Here is a 23,106-nt window from a genome sequence, read left to right on the forward strand (position 1 = left end):
CATCTTGAAAAAGATATTAGCAGTATCCATTTTGGTTTTTCTTATCGGTTATGCCATATATTTTGCAATTAATCCTAATACGGCTAAAGAAGGTGTAACCGAAGGTAGTGCGGCACCTAACTTTGAATTATCTACCCTTAACGGTGAATCAATGAGCTTAGAGAGTTTAAAGGGAAAGAAAGTTATCCTTAATTTCTGGGCAACCTGGTGTCCTCCTTGTCGTTCAGAAATGCCTGACATGCAAAAAATACAGGATGAACACGATGGGGACGTCGTTGTCGTCGCAGTAAACTTAACTAGCTCAGAAAGCAGTGTCAAGACAGTCGAAGACTTTGTAAATGAACTAGAACTAACTTTTCCAGTATTACTAGATGAAAAAGGAAAAATTAATAATCAATTTGAAGTTTTATCTTATCCAACATCTTATTTTCTAGATGAAGAAGGCGTGATTAGAACAAAATTTGTTGGAGCAATGACGTACGACCAGATGAATGATTTATTAGATGATTTATAAACCGAGAATAGATCTCGGTTTTTTATTTTTCCTAAATTATTAAAATTATCATTATCATCGCACTTTCAAATATTTTCTAAATATTGTGTTAAAAAATCAGAAAATTGGGTAACCTTTTTATATACAATACGGAGGTGATTGGCAGCATGAGGAAAAGTAAAAAGAAATCGTTTGAGGAATTAGTAAAAGAAAATAAACAGCAATTGTTAAAAGATCGTGAAGCGCTTGAATTATTAGAAGAACGCTGGGAGCAGAGGATGTTAAAGAAACTTGATTAAGTTATGTACAAAAAAAAGTGTTTTTTTCGTTCACTTTTAACAAGCTTTTCTAGTCATTAATTGTCTCGACAAAGGGTAATCTACTCTTTGAGGAGGCGATAATAATGGGAAAAAATCAACAAGCACATCTTAATCCTTCACATATTGGAATGAAGTCTAGAGGATTTGGTAACAACAAAGGAAAACAAATGCAAGATAAATCCGGAGAACATGCCCAAGTTATCCAAACGAAGGGTGAATAAGAACAAAAACGTGTTTAAAAACTCCTTCAATAAAGCAGACTAACATTGTTTCTTTGCTTCAAGCATTGAATAACAACGATGAAAGGAAGGATACACGATGACAAAACATAACAAACCTAATCCAGATGACCGTTCTGATAACGTAGAGAAATTACAGAGCATGGTGCAAAACACGATTGAAAATATTGAGGAAGCACAGGATTCCATGCAATTTGCAAATCAAGAGGAACGTGAACGCATTGAAGCTAAGAATCATCGTCGTGAAGAGAGCATTAATGCAATGCGTAATGAAATTAAAGATGAAGCACAAGCACGTGAAAATGGATATCGCTACGATCAATAAATAAATCAGGCTTTATGCCTGGTTTATTTTTTACGTCTTTTTCTGTGTTTTGATAGTCTTTATTAGACATACATTGTTGTTAAAGATATGATAATAATGTAAAACACTAATAAAATGGGCAGTGGCATAGCAAGGAGAGCGGATTAGATGCATGTAACAAAAGCGGAAATAGAAGTTAGATATGCAGAAACAGATCAAATGGGTGTAGTTTACCATGCAAATTATCTTATTTGGATGGAAGTGGGGAGAACAAAGTTAATTCAGGATTTAGGGTTTTCATATGCAGGTATGGAAGATCAAGGAATCATTTCACCAGTCATTGATCTAGACATTTCTTATAAAAAACCATTAAGATATGGTGAAACAGCTACTATACATACATGGATTGAAGAATATAATGGCATAAAAAGTGTATATGGATACGAAATATATACTCCATCAGGAGAGCTGGCAGTTCAAGCAAAATCAAGCCATGTGTGTGTACAGAAGGACACCTTTAGACCAGTAAAGTTTCGTAAATTATTCCCAGAATGGCATGAAGCATACGAAAAGGCGAAAAGATAATGGCTTTTGGTATTTCCCGTTCTGAATTAACGAGATGGAAAGAAGAGGTTGAAAAAGGGGAAATCTCATTTTTAACACATTTCTGGCTTGATGAACGATTTCCTACCATACATTGCGTAACCAAAGTTGGATGTTCCGACATTAACAAGCTGAAAAATTGGGGAGCTTCTTTTGGATTAAAAACGGAATGGATTCACTTTTATAAAGAATATCCTCATTTTGATATTATGGGGGAAACCCAATTAAGAATTTTAAAACATTATGGACTAAACGATCATATAGTGCGTTTTAAATTATCGTAAAACAAAGGGTCAAAGTATTTTTGACCCTTTGTCATTTTTTTAGCTATAGTGAAAAACAGGTTCTTCAGCCTTTTCATCTAAAACAACATCTAAATCATGATCATCAAAATACCATAAATCTCTATTTTCAACATAAAACGTTATACCTTGACTCTCAACGCTTGAACCAATTTCTTCAGGGTCTTGTTTGACGACTCCTAGTGAGAAGCCTTTCTGAACATTGCTACACCCACCATATCGCACAAAAAAGTGAACTTTATCACCTTTTTGAAGTTGCAATTCATTTATATACCAGCTTACGGCTTTATCTTCTATTGTAATCTTCATCATCTACACTCCTTTTTCACCTACAAAATGCACTTATTATTATAAACTAGAAAAGATAATAGAGCTAATAATCGTGTTTAAGTTTACAAATAATTATGAGTAAGGACGATTAAGTAAGAAAGACCAATCTAATAGTAGGATTGGTCTTTACGCTTACTTTCAAAGCCATTTTACTTTTGGCTCAGTCTTGTTTAAAATTCTTTTAATATTCGCACGGTGACGATATACGACAAAGATCGTTAAAAGTGTAATAACGATAATAAGTGGAATATCCTTCGTAAAAATACTGTATACGATTCCGTATACACCTGCAAGCATAGAGGAAAGCGACACATACTTAGAAATGTATAATACAATAAAGAAGAATGCTAGCATTGTGATGAACATAAGTGGTACATAGCATAATAAAACACCACCTGAAGTAGCAACAGCTTTTCCACCTTTAAATTTCGCAAAAATGGGATATGTATGACCGATTACAGCAACTACACCTACTAGAAGCGGATGTAACCCATGTATATTAAATAAGTCTGGTAAAGCTGTAGCAAGCGTTCCCTTAAGGATATCAGCACTTGTCACAATGATTCCTGCTTTTATACCAAGTGTTCGAAATGTATTTGTACCACCGAGGTTTCCACTACCATGTTCGCGAATATCAATACCATACCCTAGTTTTCCAACTATAAGGCCTGAAGGAATGGAACCAAGCAAATAAGCTAAAATTAATATTAGGACTTCAATCATGTTTGTACTCCTTTGCATAATCTTCTTATATTCTATCATGAGAAAAGATAAAATCTCCATGAGAGAATAAAAAAACCTAAAAACTCTCATGTTAAAGTTATGTAAATGACCATTATAGTATAAGAAATATAAATTATTATCATTCAATATTTATTGTACATATCGTTTGTTAGAGGCGAATGAACTTGATATGATTAAGTAAAAAGGAGCTGGAAAAAATGGCAATAGAATATCCAACTAGAGATGAGATTGGACAAATTTTAAAAAGTAGCAAAAAAATCGCAGTTGTTGGACTATCAGATAATCCAGAACGTACTTCATATATGGTTAGTAAGGCAATGCAGGATGCAGGTTATGAAATAATTCCCGTCAATCCAACTGTAGATGAAGTTCTTGGACAAAAAGCAGTTGCAAACCTAACGGATATAAAAGAACATATCGATATTGTAAACGTTTTTAGGCGTTCAGAACATCTCCTTGATGTTGCAAAAGAATTTTTGAAAATCGATGCTGATGTTTTTTGGTCACAATTAGGGCTTGAAAATGAAGAAGCCTATCATCTTCTAAAAGAAAACGATAAAACAGTTATCATGAATCGTTGTATTAAGGTTGAGCATGCTATGACAAAGTAATATTAGAGTATTATTTGAAAAATCCTTGTAAAAACAAGGATTTTTTCCTTTATTACACGAATAATGTTTCCTAAAACCAAATTACCATATACAATAAAGCATGGATATAAGCTAATTTACAGTAATAATCAGCAGTAAAAACTTTTACTTGATTTTCTTTTGCTTAGTGGGGGTTGTCGATCTGCAAATTATTGTATAAAATACTAAAACATGCGTTCTAACTAAGAATAGGATTTATTGTGTGTCATTGAAAGGGGTTTAGTCGCTTGGGTAAGAAGCAACAGTTTGATTATAATGATGATGCTATTCAAGTCCTTGAAGGGTACTAGAGGCCGTTAGAAAACGTCCTGGAATGTACATCGGTAGTACTGATAGCCGAGGCTTGCATCATCTCGTATACGAAATCGTCGATAACTCTGTGGATGAAGCCTGGCTGGTCACGGAGATCATATAATTGTCAAAATACATAAAGATAATAGTATTTCTGTACAAGATAAAGGTCGAGGTATGCCGATTGGTATGCATAAGCTTGGCAAACCAACTCCAGAGGTTATTTTAACCGTATTACATGCAGGAGGTAAGTTTGGTCAAGGTGGTTATAAAACAAGTGGTGGTTTACATGGAGTAGGTGCATCTGTAGTAAATGCACTTTCTGAATGGTTAGTCGTAACAATCCAGCGTGATGGATTTATATATGAGCAGCGTTTTGAAAATGGAGGTAAACCAGCTACCACCCTTGAAAAGAAAGGGAAAACAACTAAAACTGGGACACGAATTCATTTTAAACCTGATCCGGTGATGTTTAGTACAACTACGTATAACTTCGAAACTTTAAGTGAACGTTTACGTGAGTCGGCTTTTCTTTTGAAAGGGTTTAAAATTGAGTTAATTGATGAACGCAACGACAACTCAGAGATATACCACTATGAAACGGGTATTGAAGCATTTGTCACATATTTAAATGAGGAAAAAGATGCTCTACATCCAGTTGTCTCATTTGAAGGTGAACAAAACGGAATTGAAGTTGAGTTTGCATTTCAATTTAATGATGGGTACTCTGAAAATATTTTATCTTTCGTTAACAATGTTCGAACAAAAGATGGTGGAACACATGAGGCCGGCTCTAAAACAGCGATGACAAGAGCCTTTAATGAATATGCAAGAAAAACGGGATTATTAAAGGAAAAAGACAAGAACTTAGAAGGATCTGATATTCGTGAAGGATTATCAGCTATCATCTCAGTAAGAATTCCAGAAGAGCTTCTTCAGTTTGAAGGTCAAACAAAAGGAAAGCTTGGCACTAGCGAAGCAAGATCAGCTGTAGATGCCATCGTGTCTGAAAATCTTTCCTATTTTCTAGAAGAAAACCCTGATTCCGGTACTTTACTTGTTAAAAAAGCCATCAAAGCATTTCAAGCAAGAGAGGCAGCTCGGAAAGCACGTGAAGAGGCACGTAGTGGTAAAAAACGTAAGCGTTCAGAAACAACTCTTAGTGGAAAGTTAACACCTGCTCAATCACGAAATCCACAAAAAAATGAGCTGTACTTAGTTGAGGGTGATTCTGCAGGTGGATCAGCAAAACAAGGAAGAGACCGACGCTTTCAAGCAGTACTTCCTTTACGTGGTAAGGTTATAAATACAGAAAAAGCAAAGCTTGCAGATATCTTCAAAAATGAAGAGATTAATACAATTATTCATGCAATTGGGGCGGGCGTAGGTGCTGACTTTACAGTTGATGATGTGAATTATGATAAAGTTATTATTATGACAGATGCCGACACAGATGGAGCCCATATTCAGGTTCTTCTTTTAACATTCTTTTATCGATATATGAAGCCATTAATTGAAAATGGTAAAGTATTTATCGCATTACCACCTTTATATAAAGTAAGTAAAGGATCGGGCAAAAAAGAAGTTGTAGAATATGCTTGGTCAGATGAAGAGCTAGACGGGGCTATTAAGAAAGTCGGAAAAGGATACATGATTCAGAGATACAAAGGTCTTGGTGAGATGAATGCAGATCAATTGTGGGAAACAACAATGAACCCAGAGTCAAGAACGCTTATTCGAGTGAAAATTGACGATGCTGCACGTGCTGAGCGTCGAGTTACGACTTTAATGGGGGATAAAGTTGAACCTCGTAGAAAATGGATTGAAAGTAACGTGGCCTTTGGTCTTGATGAAGAAACAAATATACTAGAAAATGAGCATTTATCGGTCGCAGAGGAGGTATAGAATTTGGCAGATTCAGTAGAGATTTTTCGAGATTTACCTCTTGAAGATGTGCTTGGTGACCGTTTTGGGCGATATAGTAAGTACATTATTCAAGATCGTGCGTTACCTGATGCACGTGACGGATTAAAACCTGTACAGCGAAGAATTTTATATGCTATGCATGTTGACGGGAACACAAATGATAAAAACTATCGTAAATCAGCAAAAACAGTCGGAAACGTAATTGGTAACTATCATCCCCATGGTGATACATCAGTATATGATGCAATGGTTCGTATGAGTCAGGATTGGAAAGTTCGTAACCTTCTTATCCAGATGCATGGAAACAATGGAAGTATAGATGGTGACCCTCCGGCGGCAATGCGTTATACAGAAGCAAGATTATCTGCAATAGCTTCTGAACTTTTACGTGATATAGAAAAGGAAACTGTTGAGTTTGTCCCAAACTTTGATGACACAAGTAAGGAGCCTTTAGTGCTCCCAGCTATGTTTCCGAATCTACTCGTAAATGGGTCAACCGGTATTTCTGCAGGTTATGCAACAGAAATTCCTCCACATCACCTAGGTGAAGTGATTGATGCTGTTATAAAACGAATGGAAAAACCAAATTGTACGGTTGATGAATTAATGACCTTGATTAAAGGTCCGGATTTTCCTACAGGTGGAATCATTCAAGGTGTTGAAGGTATAAAAAAGGCCTATGAAACAGGTAAAGGCAAGATTATTGTCCGTGGGAAAGCAGAAATTGAAGAAATTCGCGGTGGAAAACAGCAAATTTCCATTTCAGAAATTCCTTTTGAGGTCAATAAGGCGAATCTTGTTAAACGGATGGATGAGTTTCGCATTGAGCGTAAAGTTGAAGGAATTGCAGAAGTACGTGATGAAACAGATCGTACAGGACTGCGTATCGTAATCGAACTGAAAAAGGATGCTAATGCAGAAGGGGTACTAAACTATTTATACAAAAATAGTGACCTCCAAATAACGTATAACTTTAATATGGTGGCGATTTATAATCGTCGTCCGACGTTGATGAGTTTGCCTTCCATCTTAGATGCTTATATTGGTCATCAAAAAGAAGTAGTAACAAACCGTTCGAAATACGAACTTCGTAAAGCTCGCGAACGTCAGCATATTGTTGAAGGTTTAATCAAAGCATTATCGATATTAGATGAAGTAATTGCAACAATTCGTGCTTCGAAAGATAAGCGTGATGCAAAGGATAACTTGATTCAAAAGTATGAATTTACTGAAGCTCAAGCAGAAGCGATCGTTTCGTTACAACTTTATCGTTTAACGAATACAGATATAACGGCGTTAAGAAATGAATCAGAAGAACTAGCTTTAAAGATAGAAGAATTATCAAGCATTCTAAATGATGAAAATGTTTTATTAAAAGTGATAAAGACAGATTTGAAAAAAGTGAAAAAAACATATGCAGATGACCGTCGTTCAGTCATTGAAGCTGAAATTGAAGAAATTAAGATAAATCTTGAGGTGATGATTGCCTCTGAAGATGTAATTGTAACGGTTACAAAGGATGGCTATGTGAAGAGAACGAGTCAACGCTCATATGCAGCATCGAACGGTCAGGATTTTGGAATGAAAGAAACCGACCGATTGCTTACTAAACTTGACATTAATACAACAGAAGTTGTGCTGTTGTTTACGAATAAAGGAAATTATCTGTACTGTCCTGTACATGAACTTCCAGACATCCGTTGGAAAGATCTTGGTCAACATATAGCCAATATTATTCCGATAGAACGGGATGAAGAAATTTTAAAGGCAATACCAGTTAAAAACTTTGAGGAACCACTCTTTGTCACTTTCATTACAAAGCATGGTATGGTGAAAAAGTCAGAGCTTAGTCAATATAAAGCCCAACGATATTCGAAGCCTTTAGTCGCTGTTAACTTAAAAGGTGATGACATTGTTGTAGATGTTCATATCACTAGTGGGAAAGATGATTTATTCCTTGTGACTCATTTAGGTTATGGATTGTGGTTTGCTGAAGAAGAAGTGAATATTGTAGGTCCACGTGCTGCAGGAGTTAAGGGAATTAACTTAAAGCCGGAGGACTATGTTGTTAGCGGAAATGTATTAAAACCAGATCAAAAGGCATTTTTAGTCATTGCAACTCAAAGAGGAGCAGTTAAGAAGATGTCGATCAATGACTTTGAGAAGTCATCTCGTGCAAAACGTGGCCTCATTATGCTTCGAGAACTTAAAAACAATCCTCATCGAATTATTGGGGGAGCAATTGTTTATAATCAAGAAGAGTTCTTCTTGGAATCACAACAGGGTGTAGTTGAAAGTATTAATGTGTCAACGCTACGGGCAAATGACCGTTATAGCAATGGCTCATTTATCTTAGATGAACAAGATGCAGGTTCTGTAACCGAGGTGTGGATAAAAGACGCTGAGGAAAAAGAGAGCTAATAAATAAAGAGGCTGACCAGATTGGTCGCCCTCTATTGCATTATTTTTTATTAAAATAATCTGTAAAAGCATGTAGGATTTCAATACCTTGATATGTGAACAAACTAAGAGCAGTAATTGAAAACATAACAACTGGAATCATTCTTAACCAAAACATCATTTATAAAACCTCCAATTTTTGTTTTATACTAATAAGGTGGGTTTAAATAAATGATTTTTTGAAAAGTATGAGGATTGGTAATAAACAGCGTATAAAAATGGTCTTAATTGCTGTCTATGTGTTAACAATTGACCAAATAAAAACATTGTAATAGCAATAACTAAAACAATGTAAGCTGTATCTACTGAGCGAAATTGGTCAAAGTGCTTCTGATCTTCCTCGACAATCAGTACTCCGGCAGTTGCTTCATTCTCAACAGCAATTAATTTTCCTTGATTTGTAGGATGATGGTAGGTCGTAGACATTGAAACAAGTTGGAAGCCAGAAAGAAAGATTAATAGCACCATAAATGACTTTATTAGCAATAGATGTTTCAATTGTCTCCCCCTTTGCTGTTTGATAGATAATATCTTAAACCTTTTTTATTCATTTGAAAAGAGATTTGTTTATCTTAATTGATCAGATTTTGACGAAAATTAAATGTAAGTGTTACCAACTAGCTTTAGATAAGTCCAGGTATATTTTTAAGTCTGTTCATATTTATATTTGCTATTTCTATATAACGACAAGATGGAAATAAGAGGAGTGTAATCATGAAAGTAAATATTTTTGTAGTGTCGGTCTGCTTATTAGCATGTTCTCTCTTAGTAAGTAGTTTCATCATTTCTAATGCAATAACAAATTCCTATGGAGGGAAGAAAGGTAAAGAAGAAGTTTATTCAGATCATGCTCTTATGACAAAAAATGATCTTGAGGTTTATCTTGGATTAACAGACGAAGAGGTATCTAGATTACTTCCGAAAGCGGAAGATGACGTAACGGCAAGTGAGATCCCTTATTTACTTATAGGAGATACATATTATTTTCCTGCAAAAGCCATTGACAAGTGGTTACAAGAAACAGAAGCGAGGCACTTTTAAAACATTCATTCTTTGTATAATATTTCCTGAAACTGAAAGGGTTTTTTCTTTTTCTGTTGAATTAAGCGTTGTGGGTATAAATGAATGAATGTTGTTTAATGCTTTTAACAACTAGAAAAAGAGGTTTATATAATGAAAATAAGAAATAAGTGGGTTCGAATGTCAAAGGTCTTGTTATTATTTTTTTCTATATTTATAAGGATTTACTGGTTTAAACTGAGGCAAAGATCTGAACAAGAATGGGATTTGTTATGGGAGAAGATTGGCGGAGATTTTCGAAAAACACTTTTTGAATTAGAGGGTTTACTTATAAAAGTTGGTCAAATATTAAGTATTCGTACTGATTTACTTCCTCATTCCTTTATAAAGCAAATTCAGGATTTAACTGATAAAGTACCTCCCTCAGAATGGAAAGAGATTAAAGCTGTGATTGAAGGAGAATGGGGATGCGAACTTAATAAAAACCTACATTCAATAGAGAAAGCCTCAATTGCATCTGCATCAATAGGGGAAGTGTACCAAGCAGTTTTAAATAATGGAGAAAAAGTCGCAATAAAAGTACAAAGACCCCAGATTCAGTCTATTGTTTCAATTGATTTTCGCACATTAGGAATTATTATATGGTTTGCGGATCGTTTTGTTCCGGTTCCCAAGGGGTTTATTAATTTTCAAGTGTTATATAAGGAATTAAAACATGTGATTGAACAAGAGCTTGATTTTCAAAAAGAAATGAACTCATTACTATTCTTTAAAGAAAGATTTAAAGAATATGATGATGTGAAAATTCCACATGTTTATTCTGATCTTTGTACATCAAAAATTATCGTTATGGAATGGGTTGAAGGGGTAAGGTTAACTAACGATAAAGCTCTTGAAACGTTAGAGTTAAGTCGTGAAAAGCTTGCACAACGACTTCTTAAGATTTTCCTTCCTCAATGGCTCGAGCCTGGAATATTTCACGCCGACCCACATCCGGGAAATATCCTCATTGCTAAGGATGGACAAGTAATTTTATTAGATTTTGGAATGGTGGGGGAAATAACTAAAAAAGATGCTTCATATTTTCAAAGTTTAATTGGAAGCTTACTTGCAAAGGATTACTCTAAAGCAGTAGAATGCTTATCACAATTAGGATTTCTACACCCTCAAGCTGACTTTAGAACAATGGAAAAACTACTTGCTGAATTAGTTTCCTTTGATACAGCTACTTTAAAAGAAACAGATTTAATTCAATTGAAAATGGAAATGAATGATATGATTCAAGCACTACCTATTCAGGTTCCAACAAGGTTTATTTTTCTGGGTCGATCAGTTGTAACAATTGAAGGAATTCTTCGTCAAGTTGCACCTGAAGCAGAAATTTTAGAATTAGGAAGACCTGTTTTTATGAGGTGGTTACAAAAGCAAGGTAATTCTAAATGGACGTTTCTCTGGCAATGGGCTAATCTCAGCCTGTTTTTAAGGTCGTCCATTCTGTAAATGAGTTTTTACGACTACCTCAAAAATTAGAGTCAATAAAGGAAAAGGAGCAGAGAAGACATTTCCAGTTTGTTATATTTGAAAATAATAAAAAACAATTTTTTCTACTACTACTAATAGGCTTGATCGGATTCTGTTTGGGATTATATAGCGGACAATCTGTTATTTGGCAATTATCTACAGCTATTGGGTTCATATCGATTATTGGGTACTTCATTTGTAGTTTTAAACAGAAAAAATGGATGAAATATATGCAGGAACGAAAATGAATGAAATTGACATGTTTAAAAGTAAAAGTATACATTCTTCTAGAGTGTATACTCTTTTTAATTCAAGGATATTAAAAGGTGTATATAGGATTCCTCTTAATGGTTAAACTGTTATCTGGATATATCGGTAGTTTTAATTGAGGAGGAAAAGGATGTTTTCTGATTTCAATAAATATTTATCACGAAATCTATGGTCTGGTTTTTTATTTGGAATAGGTTTAGCAGCCTTTATTGATGAAACTGTGTTTCATCAACTTTTGCGTTGGCATCATTTTTATGATCGATCAACAACAGATGTTGGACTAATATCTGATGGACTTTTTCATGCATTTAGTTGGTTTGCTACAATTTGGGGTTTGTTTATGCTTGCCGATCTTCGAAGAAAACAAGGATTTTGGTTTAAAAGGTGGTGGGGAGGTATGCTTGTAGGTTCCGGTGGATTTCAACTTTACGATGGGATTATTCAACACAAATTAATGAGAATTCATCAGATTCGCTATGTAGAAAATATTCTTCCTTATGATTTGATTTGGAACATAATAGCCGCAATCATGATTTTAGTTGGCTGTATCCTTTTGTTTCAAACAAAAAAACATGAGATAAAAAGCAAGGAAATGGATGCTATATATGAACAATAATCACCATCACCATTTAACTGGTACCCTCGATCTATACTTTATAGTAGGATTTTGCTTGCTTCTTTTCATTTATGTGCTTGCAGCTGTATATGCAAATCATAAAAAAAGAAAGTGGCCTCTTTATCGAACATTATTTTGGATATTAGGTATTTTATGTGCTGCTATTTCATTGATCGGACCTATTGCTAATCGGGCACATTTCGATTTTACATTTCATATGATTGGTCATTTATTACTGGGAATGCTTTCCCCGTTATTATTGGTCCTTGCAGCTCCAATATCTTTAATGATGAGGGCATTGAGTGTGACAGCTTCCCGACGTTTGTCTCGTGTTTTAAGAAGCTGGCCAATTAGAATGATCAGTGATCCAATCGCTTCTTCTTTGCTTAATATAGGTGGGTTATGGATACTTTATTTAACTGACCTTTACTCACTCATGCATCAGAATGTGTTTTTGCATTTGATCATACATATTCATGTTTTTTTGGCAGGTTATCTGTTTACGTCATCAATGATCTCGTTTGATCCAAACCCTCATAAAGCAAGTTTTACTTACCGTACTTGTGTCTTGATTATTGCTTTAGCTGGTCATGGTATTTTATCAAAATTAATATATGCTAATCCACCAGCTTCTGTTTCAAAAGTTCAGGCAGAAAAAGGAGCAATGTTGATGTATTATGGTGGGGATATCATAGACCTTGTTCTCATTTATTTTCTTTGTTTAGAATGGTATAAAGCAACTAGACCAAGGGTAACTATAATACCTACGTAATGGAATTAGCCTTACGTAGGTTTTTTTATGATAATTTCTAATTTGGGACTAAAAAGGAAAAATATTTTACAAAGTTCTAAGTTTAGTAGATTACAGGTTTTATGGAGGTAGTGCAATGTTTTTTATTATTTATTATTTCAGGAATGTTATTGACAAATTTTACCTAAGGCGGTAAATTATATATGAACATATGCACATGTATTGTAATGGGGTGTGGTTACGATGATATATGATGTTTTAATTATTGGTGCAGGTCAAGCGGGAACTTTCAATGGGGTATTTTCTTAAGCAAAGTTATTTATCCTTTTTAATTATAGATAAGGAGCAAGAAATTGGAAGTGTATGGAGGAAACGCTATGATTCTTTGGTTTTATTTACACCTAAAAGATACAGTTCTTTACCAGGTTTGATGATGGAAGGAAATGTAGATGAATTTCCAAAAAGAAACGAGATTGTTGCGTATCTTAAAAAATATGCTACTTCCTTTTCTTTACCAATAAAACATGGTACAGAAGTGATTAGAGTAGAAAAAACTAAAAATATTTTTCATGTAGTAACAAATAGAGGAGAATTGTTAGCAAAACAAATAATAGTTGCTACAGGACCTTTTCAAACACCGAAAATACCTGAAATCTCTCAAAAACTAGATCACAGCATTAAACAACTTCACTCATCTCAATATAAAAATAGTACTCAACTACAGGATGGAAATTGTTTTAGTGATTGGGGGAGGAAACTCTGGAACACAAATAGCGGTTGAATTATCGAAATCAAAAGAAGTATATTTATCTATTAGTCAAAAGTTGAAATTCTTACCGTTAACTTTTGCCTCTAAAAGTATATTTTGGTGGTTTGATAAATTAGGTATTTTACATGCGAACCGTGACTCTTTTATAGCTGAAAAGCTTCAACAACAAGGCGATCCTATTTTTGGATATGATTTAAAAGAATTAATTCAAAAAGGGAAAGTGATCTTAAAGACTAGAACAAAAAATGCTGAACATACGACCATATACTTTGAAGATGGAGATACATTAAAAGTGAAAAACATCATATGGGCAACAGGATTTTACTCAAATTACCATTGGCTGAAAATAAAAGAAGCTTTTGATAAACAAGGAAATCCAAAGCATATAAGAGGTGTTACTAGTGTTAGTGGATTGTATTTTTTAGGACTTCCATGGCAGCATAGAAGAGGCTCAGCACTATTGCTTGGGGTTGGAAATGATGCAAAATATCTATGTCAACAAATTATTAAAAATGTAAATAGTATGTAGGGAGATGACGTGGAATGTTGTTAGTTAGCTCTTGTTTGGCCGGTTTGGAAGTAAGATACAATGGAACACACAGTCTACTTAAAGAAATAAGGGATTTAGTAAACGAAAACAAAGCTGTAACCGTTTGTCCTGAATTACTCGGAGGCTTCACCACACCAAGAGAGCCAGCAGAAATTGTTGGAGGAAATGGAGAAGATGTTTTAGATGGACATGCTAGAGTGGTGGAAAAGTCAGGAAAAGATGTAACGGAGTTATACATAAGAGGTGCATATTCAACATTAGAAAAAGCCATAGAGATGAAAGCAAAAGTAGTGATTTTAAAAGATTATAGTCCTTCATGCGGAAGTTCAATGATTTACAATGGTAGGTTTAAGGGGAAAAAAGTAATTGGAAACGGGGTAACAACAGCTTTATTGAAAAGAAATGGGATAATGGTGTTTTCTGAAAGCAATCTGCCTGATAAATTGTAAAGATTCTCTTAGATTGGAATATCTCCTAGCGTTAAAAAATAAACAATTAGATCCCTCATTATTTGTTCATGAACTGTGATTAAAATTTATTATTGAGGGAGACTCAGATTATGGTACAATTACGTTATATGAAAGGATGAAAATAACAAAATATTTAAGAAAGTAGGAATAGAGATGGTCACTAAAAGTGTGATTTTTTTTGATATAGATGGAACGTTACTTACACATGATAAAGAACTACCATTTTCAACTAAAGAAGCTATTTTTAAACTTAAAGATGAAGGACATATTGTTGCGATTGCAACAGGTCGAGCTCCTTTTATGTTTGAAGATTTACGTGAAGAATTAAATATTAATACATATGTAAGCTATAATGGTCAATATGTCGTATTAGATGGCGAAGTGCTTTTTACAAATCCCTTAAAGATTTCATCACTCGAAAAATTAACAGAAAACGCTCTTCTGAACGAGCATCCTGTTGTCTTTATGGATCATGAAGATATGAAAGCAAATGTTCCCGAACACCACTATATTAACGAAAGCATTCAATCATTAAAAATCAAACATTTTCCTACACATGATCCGTACTACTATAAAGGTCGTGATTTGTATCAAACGCTTTTATTTTGCCCAGAAGGAGAAGAAAAGCAATACGAACAGAATTATCAGGATTTTGACTTTGTAAGGTGGCATCCTTTTTCAGTGGATGTTGTCCCAAGTGGCGGTTCAAAGGCAATTGGAATTAAGAAAATCGTTGAGAAGCTTGGGTTTTCGGAAGAACATCAATATGCTTTTGGCGATGGTTTAAATGACATTGAAATGCTTTCAACTATAAAGAATAGTGTAGCAATGGGAAATGCAGAAAATCGTGTGAAGGAAGTCGCAAAATACGTAACTAAATCAGTTGAGGAAAACGGTATACTTCATGGACTTCAACAGGTAGGCCTTTTATAATTTTTTTATGGAATAGAAATCAGGCGCTTAATTTTCAGAGAGCCTGATTTCTATTATCTAAAATGATTGAGGGGCGCCTGTTGAAGTATGTTCATTCACCCACTGAAGAGAAACCTTAGAAACAGTTTCCCATCCCGGTATTTCAGATTGATGTTGTTCAACCCAGCTCATGCAAAACTGTGGATCAATATTATTTTGTTCACATTGATCAAGGAAATCCTGAATTGTTGTATCGGTACAGTTTTGCCATGAACCGCATGTATTTTGAAAAATATTCTTCATTTTATCTACTATTTCGTTGCTTCTATTCATATTTGAAAACTCCTATCATTTATTCATCACATTTCAAATACAGTATGTCCCCTGATTAATTATTTATGATATAGTAGTTTTCTTCAATTTCACCTAGTTACAAAATATTCTACATCTTCCTTAAAATAACTTATAATAATAGATGAATAGTTTTTGATAAAGCGTTGAGCCTCAATATATTAGAAATCGGGTGATTGACAATCAAAAATATAAAAAATATCATGTTTGCTATTCTTGGATTCATTTCCCTTGGTGTTGGAGTTGCGGGAATTATTCTCCCTATTTTACCCGGAGGTCCATTTTTTCTCTTAGCATCATTCTGCTTTGCAAAAAGCTCCAAGAAATTTGAAAGATGGTTTAAAAGTACCTCATTCTATAATAAATACGTTGAAGGTTTCCGACAGAAAAAAGGCATGACACTTAAAGAAAAAATTCGTATCAACCTCATTGCAGATACGTTCATCCTTTTTTCGGTCTTTTACATAAACATCCTAGTGATAAAAGTTATTTTAGTGCTACTTGCAATTTACAAGCACTATTATTTCTTAAAGAAAATTAAAACGATTAAACCAAAGCAAAAAGAAGCAGATAAAATTTCTTATAGGAAGTGATTATTTAGCGAATGATTAAGAGAAATGGATAAGATAATACTTTTTGGGGATGATTCAGGTACATCAAATTATGATGGATTTTTATCACTTATTAATAATGTGTACATTTTAATTAAAAAATACCCAGCATGATTTTCTTATGAAGGACGAGACTACTTACAGTGAAAATACAAAACGTATTGAAGTTTCGATCTATTCAAAAAGTCTTTTAGCATTATTTCACTAGGATACCTGATGCAAGCTGGGAAAATCTATAGATATTGAAACATTTACATGAGAGGTTTAGTAATGGAAGGGAGAGAAAATTAATGGAATCATTATGGTTAGAGTATGCCTGGGCACTGTTGATTTTAATTGGGTTAGAAGGACTGTTATCTGCTGACAATGCATTAGTGCTGGCAGTTATAGCTAAACATTTACCTGAGGATCAGAAAAAAAGAGCTATAAATTATGGAATTATCATGGCTTTTGTTTTCAGGTTTCTTGCACTTTTTGCTATATCATTTATTGCGAACGTCTGGCAAATTCAGGCGATAGGTGCAGCTTATCTTCTTTACTTAGGATTAAAGCATATTATTCAGGCACGTTTCGGTAAAGAAAATGAAAATATTCGTGAGGAAGAAGAAAAGGAAGCAGCTGGCAAAGGTTTTTGGCCAACTGTAGGTAAGATAGCATTGGCAGACCTTGCTTTTGCGATTGATTCAATTCTTGCAGCAGTTGCACTTGCGCTCGGACTTCCGGATTCACCACTAGGCAATTTCGGTGGTATGGATGGAGGAAAGTTTATAGTAGTTGTTTTAGGAGGTATTGCTGGCCTTATCTTAATCAAGTTTGCAGCAACATGGTTTGTTCAGCTACTTGCAAAACGTCCAGCTCTGGAAACAACAGCATATGCAATTGTTGCTTGGGTAGGTGTTAAACTTGCAGTCATTACTTTGGCTCATGAAGATATCGGTGTCTTAGATCATCATTTTCCTCACAGCACCGTTTGGACTTTGATCTTTTATGGAGTGTTAGTTGGAATAAATTTCTACTTGGTTGGTTTGCACCTGCTAACAAGTCTTTAGAAAAAGATTTAACATAAAGTAAGTTTTTTGAATAATTCAAGTGTGAGTTAATGACAATATTGACTCACACTTGAAAGTAAATATAATGAAGGAAACAATTTCAAAAGAAAAATAAAAAGATGACCTGTATTCACTTAGGTCATCTTTTAGCTTTTTAAATACAGTTTTTCTCTTTTATTATTCTTCTGTTTTATTTAAGTGAAGAGGAGGTGGAATTAGCCAACCTTTTTCTTTATTTAGTCTTAACACTTTGCCACCAAGTGCTGCTTTTTGTGTATGGAATTGACCAAACATCATAGCGATGTCTTCTCTGATTGCTTGACCAATCATTTGACTACATGCTACCAATCCAGCAGCAATGCTTGCGGATAAAGCTGCTGCAATTTCTTGGTCCATAAACTTTGCTCCTGCTGGAATATCCTCTAAACGAGCGTTAGGACGTTCAGGTGGTGTAGGAGGAAGAGCGACTCCATTGTCTTTTAAAATTGTCTCAATTTGTTTCATTTCTTGTTGACATTGATCTATTGCTTCCATTAGCAATTTACGAAGGTCCTCATCTCCAGCATGATTAACCTTTGTCTGATATCCGGCAACTGCTGCTTTTGAAGTTAAAAGAAAAGACCAAGCACCAAAAACTTCTCCATAATGTAATGGCTCATTTTGAGGATTACCACTTAAAATACCCATTAAAACACTCCCTATTGTTTTTTTCATATCCATATAAAATTCTCCTAATTACTTAATGTCTTTTAGACAAAAAATAGTATGTGTTAAAACTTTCTTATTTAATCTTAATAAGAAAAATGGGCTTCTTTTTAGGCTCCTAAATGAATCATTCTTAGGATTAGACGGGCTCCAAATTTCGATATACGTATATACTATATCGTCTAGGTAATTTAAAATCGACAATTGAAAGGAAGATGTTTAAATGTACGGTTACGAAAACAAAGCCCTCATATGGCTGGTGCAAACATGCCTCATGTTGCTGCAGAAAATGTTCCTCATCAGCCTATGGTAATGCCTTATTATGAAGCTCCTGCTTATGGATATTGTGCTCCTTCTTATAGACCGAATACGTTCGCGCTTATTGTTGTGCTATTCATTTTGTTAATTATTATAGGTGCAACGATCTACGGTAATAAGTGTTAACCACAAACACCTTTAAAAAGACACTATTGTAGTGTCTTTTTTATTTTCTACCTAACAGAATAGGATAAAGATGCCAAAATCACAGGTTATTACCACTACACAGAAGTATTTTTCCGTGATATATTATGGATACACGATACGTCATACAAATTATCGTGCTAACTCAGATGTTTAACAATCGGTTAAAAACCGAATTGTTTTAAACTACTCTAATATGGGATCGTTTTGGTATCGACAGGGATGGTTAAGCTTATATGGCGAGTCGAGTTGACGAGCTCGTAAAAACGTCAAAGCCTACAACTGGCAAACAACAAAACAACTTCGCTTTCGCTGCCTAACAACAGTCGATAGCGGTTCCGCCCTCCATCGTCCATGTGGTAGGGATATGGGACTCAAACGTAGTGGACTACACCTGATTCCACCGTCTGAGGAAGAAGGAAGAGAAGAAACAGACTAGCCACTTCAATGCCTGTCAGTGGTACTAAAGAAGAGGGCGAAACATATTTTTGCTGACTACACTCGTAGAAATATAAGTGGAAACATCTTTGCACACCGGTTCGAATCCGGTCGATTCCACCAAATTATGCCGATCATGCTCAAATTGGTAGAGTGACTTTTAGTTGAGGTTCGACTCCTCAGGACGGCACCAAGAGGTATATTATTATTTTGCGATCGTGGCGGAATGGCAGACGCGCTAGGTTGAGGGCCTAGTGGGAGCGATCCCGTGGAGGTTCAAGTCCTCTCGGTCGCATTATTCATCCTGCAATGTTCGTTGCCCCTTCATGTTTTAAACCTTACTATTTATTAGGGATTCCTATATGATTAACCAATGTCACGCCTATCTTAGTAGGATTACAGCAGGTTAATATGCGGAAACCCACCTGTTGAAAACAGGTTATCAAAACATTTGGGGAAACGGCATAGGTGGGAATGAAATTTTATTAAAAACAACATAACATTTATAATTTTCTTATACATACCGTTGATAGTCGGGGAGGTAGCGGTGCCCTGTAACTCGCAACCCGCTCTAGCGAGGATGAATTCCTTTTTAGCGGTATGATAATGGAAGGTTTGCCTTATATAAGCGGTGTTGACTTTCGGAGTCCTCGCAATAGAAACCCATGAATCTGGTCAGGACGGGAACGTAGCAGCCATAAGTGGGACATTCTATGTGTCGAAGGGTAGCTTTGAATGAGCTGGCTGTATAAGTAGCGCTTGTGTTGTCATATCAATAAAAGGTTCAACGGTGCTATATGGGGCCTTAGCTCAGCTGGGAGAGCGCCTGCTTTGCACGCAGGAGGTCAGCGGTTCGATCCCGCTAGGCTCCACCATTAATACGGTAGTATATGTAATGTGACTGTACAAGTTTATTCATACATAACAAAAAGCTTTTGTACAAGAGTACAAAAGCTTTCTTTAGTGTTCATTTATAGTATTTACATATAATCGTAAACTGAATCTTCAAAATAGAGCCAGTGAAAATATTCAATTTGTGGATCTGACATCTCCGCGATTTCCTTTTCATTGAATTTGCGTTTGTCTAATAAATCCTTCACTTTGATTTCTCTTGCTAATTGGCTCATGGTATATCCTCCTTATTAATAAGAAGTAACGTTGCTGTTACATAATTGTAAGCGTTTACTTTTTTATTTCTTGTTTTTATTATATATCTCAAATCGATATGAAACAAATATCATTTTGAGATAAATATAAAAAAAACGATATTGAAATGTTATCTAATGATATTTAAGAGTATATAATCCACTTTGAATGTATTTTTTAGGAGGAAAATTATTGGAGCAGATTCCTTTGTGATAAATTAATTTTTAAAAATAGTGAAATCATAAAACTTTTTAAGTGATTTTTGTATCTAATACACGAAGAACTAAATAATCATTTCGTTTAGTGTAATTGTATAAATTTCTACGCTAAGGTGTAAGGGGGATAAAAGTGAAAGAAGAAAAGCTTGTAAAGCTTGCTACAAAGGGAGATCCTGAAGCGTTTGGAAAACTCATGATATTGTTAAAGGATCAGGCTTATAGAATGGCCTATTGTTATTTGCATCATGAACACGATAGTATGGATGCTGTTTGTAACGCTATGGAAAAAGCATTTGCAAAACTTAATCAGCTTAGGGAACCAAAGTATTTTAAAACTTGGTTTTTAAAGATTGTTATCAATGAAAGTATTCAATTACTAAGAGAAAAAAGTAAAATCGTAGAAGTAAATGAGAACGAGATAATGAATTTATCTGAAGAATCTAAGTCTGAGCACATAGAAGATCTTGAAGAATTGCTTAATCAAGTGGAACCAACAGAAAGGTCTATGATCTACATGAAATATTATTTAGGATACTCTCTTGATGAGATTTCAAAAATAACAGACTTACCGTTATCAACAGTAAAAACAAAAATTTACCGGAATCTAAAACAACTCCGAGAAAAACTAGTTCAAAGGGAGGTCTTATAAATGAGTTTAGAGGAAAAAGAATTAGATATAATTATAAATCGAATAAAGTCAGATTTGATTCCAGTCCCAGACGAGTTAGAGGATAAAATAAATAAGTGGGTTGTTGCTAAAAAACATAGCAAAAAGAAAAAAGATTTCGGAATTTTTCAATCGGAGCAGTAGCTGCAAGTATTCTTTTGGTCAGTTTTATTTTATCTCCAACTGCAAGAACCTACGCAAAAGATATTCCGATAGTTAGTATGGCTGTTGACTGGTTTGAGGAATTACTAATCGAATATAAAGGAATCGAAACAGCGGAAAAAAACAATTACAAACCTTTTAAGCCACATTCTTTTTCAGCTGGAAACTACGAATTAGAAATGGATCATCTTTTCCTTGAAGATGAGCAACTTTTTTTTACTCTCTTAGTTAAAGGAGGAGACATTGCAGATTCAGTATATAAAGAAGAATCAGGAATGTTAATGATGGATAACTACCCCGAAATTAATATAGAGTCAGAGAGTTTTGCAAGAAATCCCAACTCTGTTGAAGGTGCAGGAGCATCAATGGGTATTCAGCGAATTTCAGGTAAGTATTACATTATGGCTAAATATACACTTTATATTGATCCTAACACTGTACATGAATTTATAAAAAATGATGGAAATACACTGTCCTTTAGTGTTGAAATTGACGGAAATAAAGCAAATGTTGACATTCCATTATCAAACACAAAAATACAATTAGGGAAACATTTTGTACAGAATGAAAAGATAGAACTACAGAATTCAGAAGCCCCCTTTACAGTTCAAAAGTTAGTGGTATATCCGACAAGAATGGAACTTGAGTTAACAGGGGGATCACAAGATGCTTTCTTAAAAATGGTCTCTAATATTTACTTACAAGATGAAAAAGGAAATAAATATTCGTTAAGAGTCTTACAAGTTAATTCAGATTCGTATAAACTAGAATCACTTTCTACTATTTATTTTGATGAAAAAGTAAAAGAGTTAACATTGAATGATGGGATAAACAAAGGAGTTCAACTGAATATAACCGAAGAATAATAAGAAGGTCAGCATTTTTAGCTTGACCCCACGCGATTTTATATCCGTTCGAAGCAAGAATGAGATAAGAGGTATTCATACTCATACATCATTTTTATATTTTGTTATGTAGATAAGAGTCTCTAAATAAGTAATAGAGACTCTTTCTATTTTGTCAATTATCTTCAGAAACAATAAATACATCATCAACATTTTTGTTAGCGGCACGAATTTGATTTTCTATTTTTTGTTTAAGCTGACTTGATACTTGTTTTGTGTGACCTAAACGAGTATTTCGATTATTAGTATCAACATTCGTAGTGAAATTTGTGTTATTTCCTAAGCCAGGTCTAGTTGTTGAGGGATTATTTGTACCAGGTGTTTCATTTATTCTTTCAGCCATCTCTGTGCTATTGTTTCGGTCAGCAGTATTTGCTGTTTTTGAATGACGGTTATTGAATCCCACATTATTATATTCATTTGCCATTCCACGTAAATTCGTGTTAGTTCCTGTTGTTCCAGAATTAGTAGCACTGTTATTACCAACAGTAGTTCCATTGTTATTATTCGTGTTTCCATTTTTGTTTAAACGAACCGTAACATAAGCATCGTTGCCTCTCATGATCACTCTAGCTTGAGATACTTCATCTAGACGCTCAACATTTTTTGTTGCACGTGTTTGGACAGTTGCATTTTGATTACTGTTAGTATCATTCCCGTTGTAGTTTACTCTTGTTATTGGAGCCTGATCATTTCTCAATCCAATATTTGTTGCGTTATCTGTTTGATTGCCTGCACAGCCTGTAACACTTAGAATGCAAGCTGCTGATAAGATCGTTACAAGTCCTTTTTTCATCACCATCATCCCCTAAATAGTAAAGTTCATTTTTAGAATATCTAAATAAGTACAA

26 protein-coding genes, 2 tRNA genes, 2 other RNA genes and 3 pseudogenes are annotated in these 23,106 nt (G+C 34.6%); 26 read left to right on the forward strand and 7 right to left on the reverse strand.

Features of this window, described 5'->3' with window-relative positions:
* Position 1: 1 nt before the first annotated feature.
* From MVE64_RS24420 to MVE64_RS24445, 6 genes are all read left to right on the forward strand, one after another.
* Positions 2–514: a TlpA family protein disulfide reductase gene (locus MVE64_RS24420; RefSeq protein ID WP_345740844.1), complete on the forward strand. Its 513-nt coding sequence runs from the start codon at positions 2–4 to the stop codon at positions 512–514.
* 146 nt (positions 515–660) lie between these two features.
* Positions 661–792, forward strand: a complete 132-nt coding sequence (locus MVE64_RS24425; RefSeq protein WP_098798279.1) for an FbpB family small basic protein — start codon at positions 661–663, stop codon at positions 790–792.
* 104 nt (positions 793–896) lie between these two features.
* Positions 897–1,034 (forward strand): acid-soluble spore protein N, encoded by a 138-nt coding sequence (locus MVE64_RS24430; RefSeq protein ID WP_098798278.1) that lies wholly within the window; start codon positions 897–899, stop codon positions 1,032–1,034.
* 97 nt (positions 1,035–1,131) lie between these two features.
* Positions 1,132–1,377: a small acid-soluble spore protein Tlp gene (tlp, locus tag MVE64_RS24435; protein ID WP_098798277.1), complete on the forward strand. Its 246-nt coding sequence runs from the start codon at positions 1,132–1,134 to the stop codon at positions 1,375–1,377.
* 147 nt (positions 1,378–1,524) lie between these two features.
* Positions 1,525–1,941: an acyl-CoA thioesterase gene (locus MVE64_RS24440; protein WP_247341939.1), complete on the forward strand. Its 417-nt coding sequence runs from the start codon at positions 1,525–1,527 to the stop codon at positions 1,939–1,941.
* Entirely contained in the window at positions 1,941–2,243 is a 303-nt protein-coding gene (locus MVE64_RS24445; protein WP_247341942.1) for a hypothetical protein, read from the forward strand. Before MVE64_RS24440 ends, MVE64_RS24445 begins: the two co-directional genes overlap by 1 nt.
* A gap of 39 nt (positions 2,244–2,282) precedes the next feature.
* On the opposite strand, the gene MVE64_RS24450 is transcribed toward MVE64_RS24445, so the two are convergent.
* Entirely contained in the window at positions 2,283–2,570 is a 288-nt protein-coding gene (locus MVE64_RS24450) for a HesB/YadR/YfhF family protein (RefSeq protein ID WP_247341945.1), read from the reverse strand.
* A 159-nt stretch (positions 2,571–2,729) separates the two neighbouring features.
* A complete protein-coding gene (plsY, locus tag MVE64_RS24455) occupies positions 2,730–3,314 on the reverse strand; it encodes a glycerol-3-phosphate 1-O-acyltransferase PlsY (protein WP_247341947.1) in 585 nt (194 codons plus the stop codon).
* 218 nt (positions 3,315–3,532) lie between these two features.
* Here plsY and MVE64_RS24460 point away from each other — a divergent pair, with 218 nt between their 5' ends.
* From MVE64_RS24460 to parC, 3 genes and pseudogenes are all read left to right on the forward strand, one after another.
* A complete protein-coding gene (locus MVE64_RS24460; protein ID WP_247341949.1) occupies positions 3,533–3,946 on the forward strand; it encodes a CoA-binding protein in 414 nt (137 codons plus the stop codon).
* A 266-nt stretch (positions 3,947–4,212) separates the two neighbouring features.
* Positions 4,213–6,181: pseudogene (gene parE / locus MVE64_RS24465) on the forward strand (DNA topoisomerase IV subunit B).
* A gap of 3 nt (positions 6,182–6,184) precedes the next feature.
* Positions 6,185–8,623: a DNA topoisomerase IV subunit A gene (gene parC / locus MVE64_RS24470; RefSeq protein WP_247341952.1), complete on the forward strand. Its 2,439-nt coding sequence runs from the start codon at positions 6,185–6,187 to the stop codon at positions 8,621–8,623.
* A 183-nt stretch (positions 8,624–8,806) separates the two neighbouring features.
* Here parC and MVE64_RS24475 read toward each other — a convergent pair whose 3' ends face one another.
* Positions 8,807–9,160, reverse strand: coding sequence for a hypothetical protein (locus MVE64_RS24475; protein ID WP_247341954.1), 354 nt, complete (start codon positions 9,158–9,160; stop codon positions 8,807–8,809).
* A 216-nt stretch (positions 9,161–9,376) separates the two neighbouring features.
* On the opposite strand from MVE64_RS24475, the gene MVE64_RS24480 reads away from it, so the two are divergent.
* From MVE64_RS24480 to MVE64_RS24510, 7 genes and pseudogenes are all read left to right on the forward strand, one after another.
* Positions 9,377–9,703, forward strand: a complete 327-nt coding sequence (locus tag MVE64_RS24480; RefSeq protein ID WP_247341957.1) for a hypothetical protein — start codon at positions 9,377–9,379, stop codon at positions 9,701–9,703.
* A 132-nt stretch (positions 9,704–9,835) separates the two neighbouring features.
* Positions 9,836–11,182 (forward strand): ABC1 kinase family protein, encoded by a 1,347-nt coding sequence (locus MVE64_RS24485; RefSeq protein WP_247341960.1) that lies wholly within the window; start codon positions 9,836–9,838, stop codon positions 11,180–11,182.
* A gap of 421 nt (positions 11,183–11,603) precedes the next feature.
* Positions 11,604–12,089, forward strand: coding sequence for a DUF2243 domain-containing protein (locus MVE64_RS24490; protein ID WP_247341963.1), 486 nt, complete (start codon positions 11,604–11,606; stop codon positions 12,087–12,089).
* A complete protein-coding gene (locus tag MVE64_RS24495) occupies positions 12,079–12,861 on the forward strand; it encodes a cytochrome c oxidase assembly protein (RefSeq protein WP_247341966.1) in 783 nt (260 codons plus the stop codon). The genes MVE64_RS24490 and MVE64_RS24495 overlap by 11 nt, the downstream gene beginning before the upstream one ends.
* Positions 12,862–13,083: 222 nt before the next feature.
* Positions 13,084–14,138 (forward strand): annotated as a pseudogene (locus MVE64_RS24500) (flavin-containing monooxygenase).
* A 14-nt stretch (positions 14,139–14,152) separates the two neighbouring features.
* Positions 14,153–14,608: a 2-thiouracil desulfurase family protein gene (locus MVE64_RS24505; RefSeq protein ID WP_247341969.1), complete on the forward strand. Its 456-nt coding sequence runs from the start codon at positions 14,153–14,155 to the stop codon at positions 14,606–14,608.
* A gap of 174 nt (positions 14,609–14,782) precedes the next feature.
* On the forward strand, positions 14,783–15,562 hold the full coding sequence (locus tag MVE64_RS24510; RefSeq protein ID WP_247341971.1) for a Cof-type HAD-IIB family hydrolase: 780 nt from the start codon (positions 14,783–14,785) through the stop codon (positions 15,560–15,562).
* A gap of 57 nt (positions 15,563–15,619) precedes the next feature.
* On the opposite strand, the gene MVE64_RS24515 is transcribed toward MVE64_RS24510, so the two are convergent.
* Positions 15,620–15,874: a hypothetical protein gene (locus tag MVE64_RS24515; protein WP_247341974.1), complete on the reverse strand. Its 255-nt coding sequence runs from the start codon at positions 15,872–15,874 to the stop codon at positions 15,620–15,622.
* Positions 15,875–16,068: 194 nt separating this feature from the next.
* Between MVE64_RS24515 and MVE64_RS24520 the strand changes: the two genes are divergently transcribed.
* Entirely contained in the window at positions 16,069–16,485 is a 417-nt protein-coding gene (locus MVE64_RS24520; protein ID WP_247341977.1) for a YbaN family protein, read from the forward strand.
* A gap of 308 nt (positions 16,486–16,793) precedes the next feature.
* Positions 16,794–17,569: pseudogene (locus MVE64_RS24525) on the forward strand (TerC family protein).
* A gap of 160 nt (positions 17,570–17,729) precedes the next feature.
* On the opposite strand, the gene MVE64_RS24530 reads toward MVE64_RS24525, so the two are convergent.
* The gene (locus tag MVE64_RS24530) at positions 17,730–18,239 is read right to left on the reverse strand and encodes a DUF3231 family protein (protein WP_247347237.1); all 510 of its coding nucleotides are present in this window, start codon (positions 18,237–18,239) and stop codon (positions 17,730–17,732) included.
* Between the two features lie 330 nt (positions 18,240–18,569).
* Here MVE64_RS24530 and MVE64_RS27620 point away from each other — a divergent pair, with 330 nt between their 5' ends.
* The 5 genes from MVE64_RS27620 (at position 18,570) to MVE64_RS24555 (ending at position 20,032) form a co-directional block, all read left to right on the forward strand.
* Positions 18,570–18,701, forward strand: a complete 132-nt coding sequence (locus MVE64_RS27620; RefSeq protein WP_379050899.1) for a YjcZ family sporulation protein — start codon at positions 18,570–18,572, stop codon at positions 18,699–18,701.
* A 216-nt stretch (positions 18,702–18,917) separates the two neighbouring features.
* Positions 18,918–19,280: a transfer-messenger RNA gene (gene ssrA / locus MVE64_RS24540) on the forward strand.
* Between the two features lie 89 nt (positions 19,281–19,369).
* Positions 19,370–19,452 (forward strand) — tRNA-Leu (locus tag MVE64_RS24545).
* A 229-nt stretch (positions 19,453–19,681) separates the two neighbouring features.
* Positions 19,682–19,947, forward strand: an RNA gene (gene ffs, locus MVE64_RS24550) — signal recognition particle sRNA large type.
* A gap of 9 nt (positions 19,948–19,956) precedes the next feature.
* Positions 19,957–20,032, forward strand: a tRNA-Ala gene (locus tag MVE64_RS24555).
* 105 nt (positions 20,033–20,137) lie between these two features.
* Here MVE64_RS24555 and MVE64_RS24560 read toward each other — a convergent pair.
* Positions 20,138–20,284 (reverse strand): hypothetical protein, encoded by a 147-nt coding sequence (locus MVE64_RS24560; RefSeq protein ID WP_162987302.1) that lies wholly within the window; start codon positions 20,282–20,284, stop codon positions 20,138–20,140.
* A gap of 367 nt (positions 20,285–20,651) precedes the next feature.
* Here MVE64_RS24560 and MVE64_RS24565 point away from each other — a divergent pair, with 367 nt between their 5' ends.
* From MVE64_RS24565 to MVE64_RS24575, 3 genes are read left to right on the forward strand one after another with little or no spacing between them, the layout of a single operon-like run.
* Positions 20,652–21,170 (forward strand): sigma-70 family RNA polymerase sigma factor, encoded by a 519-nt coding sequence (locus tag MVE64_RS24565; protein ID WP_247341980.1) that lies wholly within the window; start codon positions 20,652–20,654, stop codon positions 21,168–21,170.
* Positions 21,171–21,332, forward strand: coding sequence for a hypothetical protein (locus tag MVE64_RS24570; protein ID WP_247341982.1), 162 nt, complete (start codon positions 21,171–21,173; stop codon positions 21,330–21,332).
* 14 nt (positions 21,333–21,346) lie between these two features.
* Positions 21,347–22,216 (forward strand): hypothetical protein, encoded by an 870-nt coding sequence (locus MVE64_RS24575; RefSeq protein ID WP_247341985.1) that lies wholly within the window; start codon positions 21,347–21,349, stop codon positions 22,214–22,216.
* Positions 22,217–22,370: 154 nt separating this feature from the next.
* On the opposite strand, the gene MVE64_RS24580 is transcribed toward MVE64_RS24575, so the two are convergent.
* Positions 22,371–23,051 (reverse strand): hypothetical protein, encoded by a 681-nt coding sequence (locus MVE64_RS24580; protein ID WP_247341987.1) that lies wholly within the window; start codon positions 23,049–23,051, stop codon positions 22,371–22,373.
* Between the last annotated feature and the right edge of the window lie 55 nt (positions 23,052–23,106).

The organism is Metabacillus endolithicus, from assembly GCF_023078335.1.
Taxonomy (GTDB): Bacteria; Bacillota; Bacilli; order Bacillales; family Bacillaceae; genus Metabacillus; species Metabacillus endolithicus.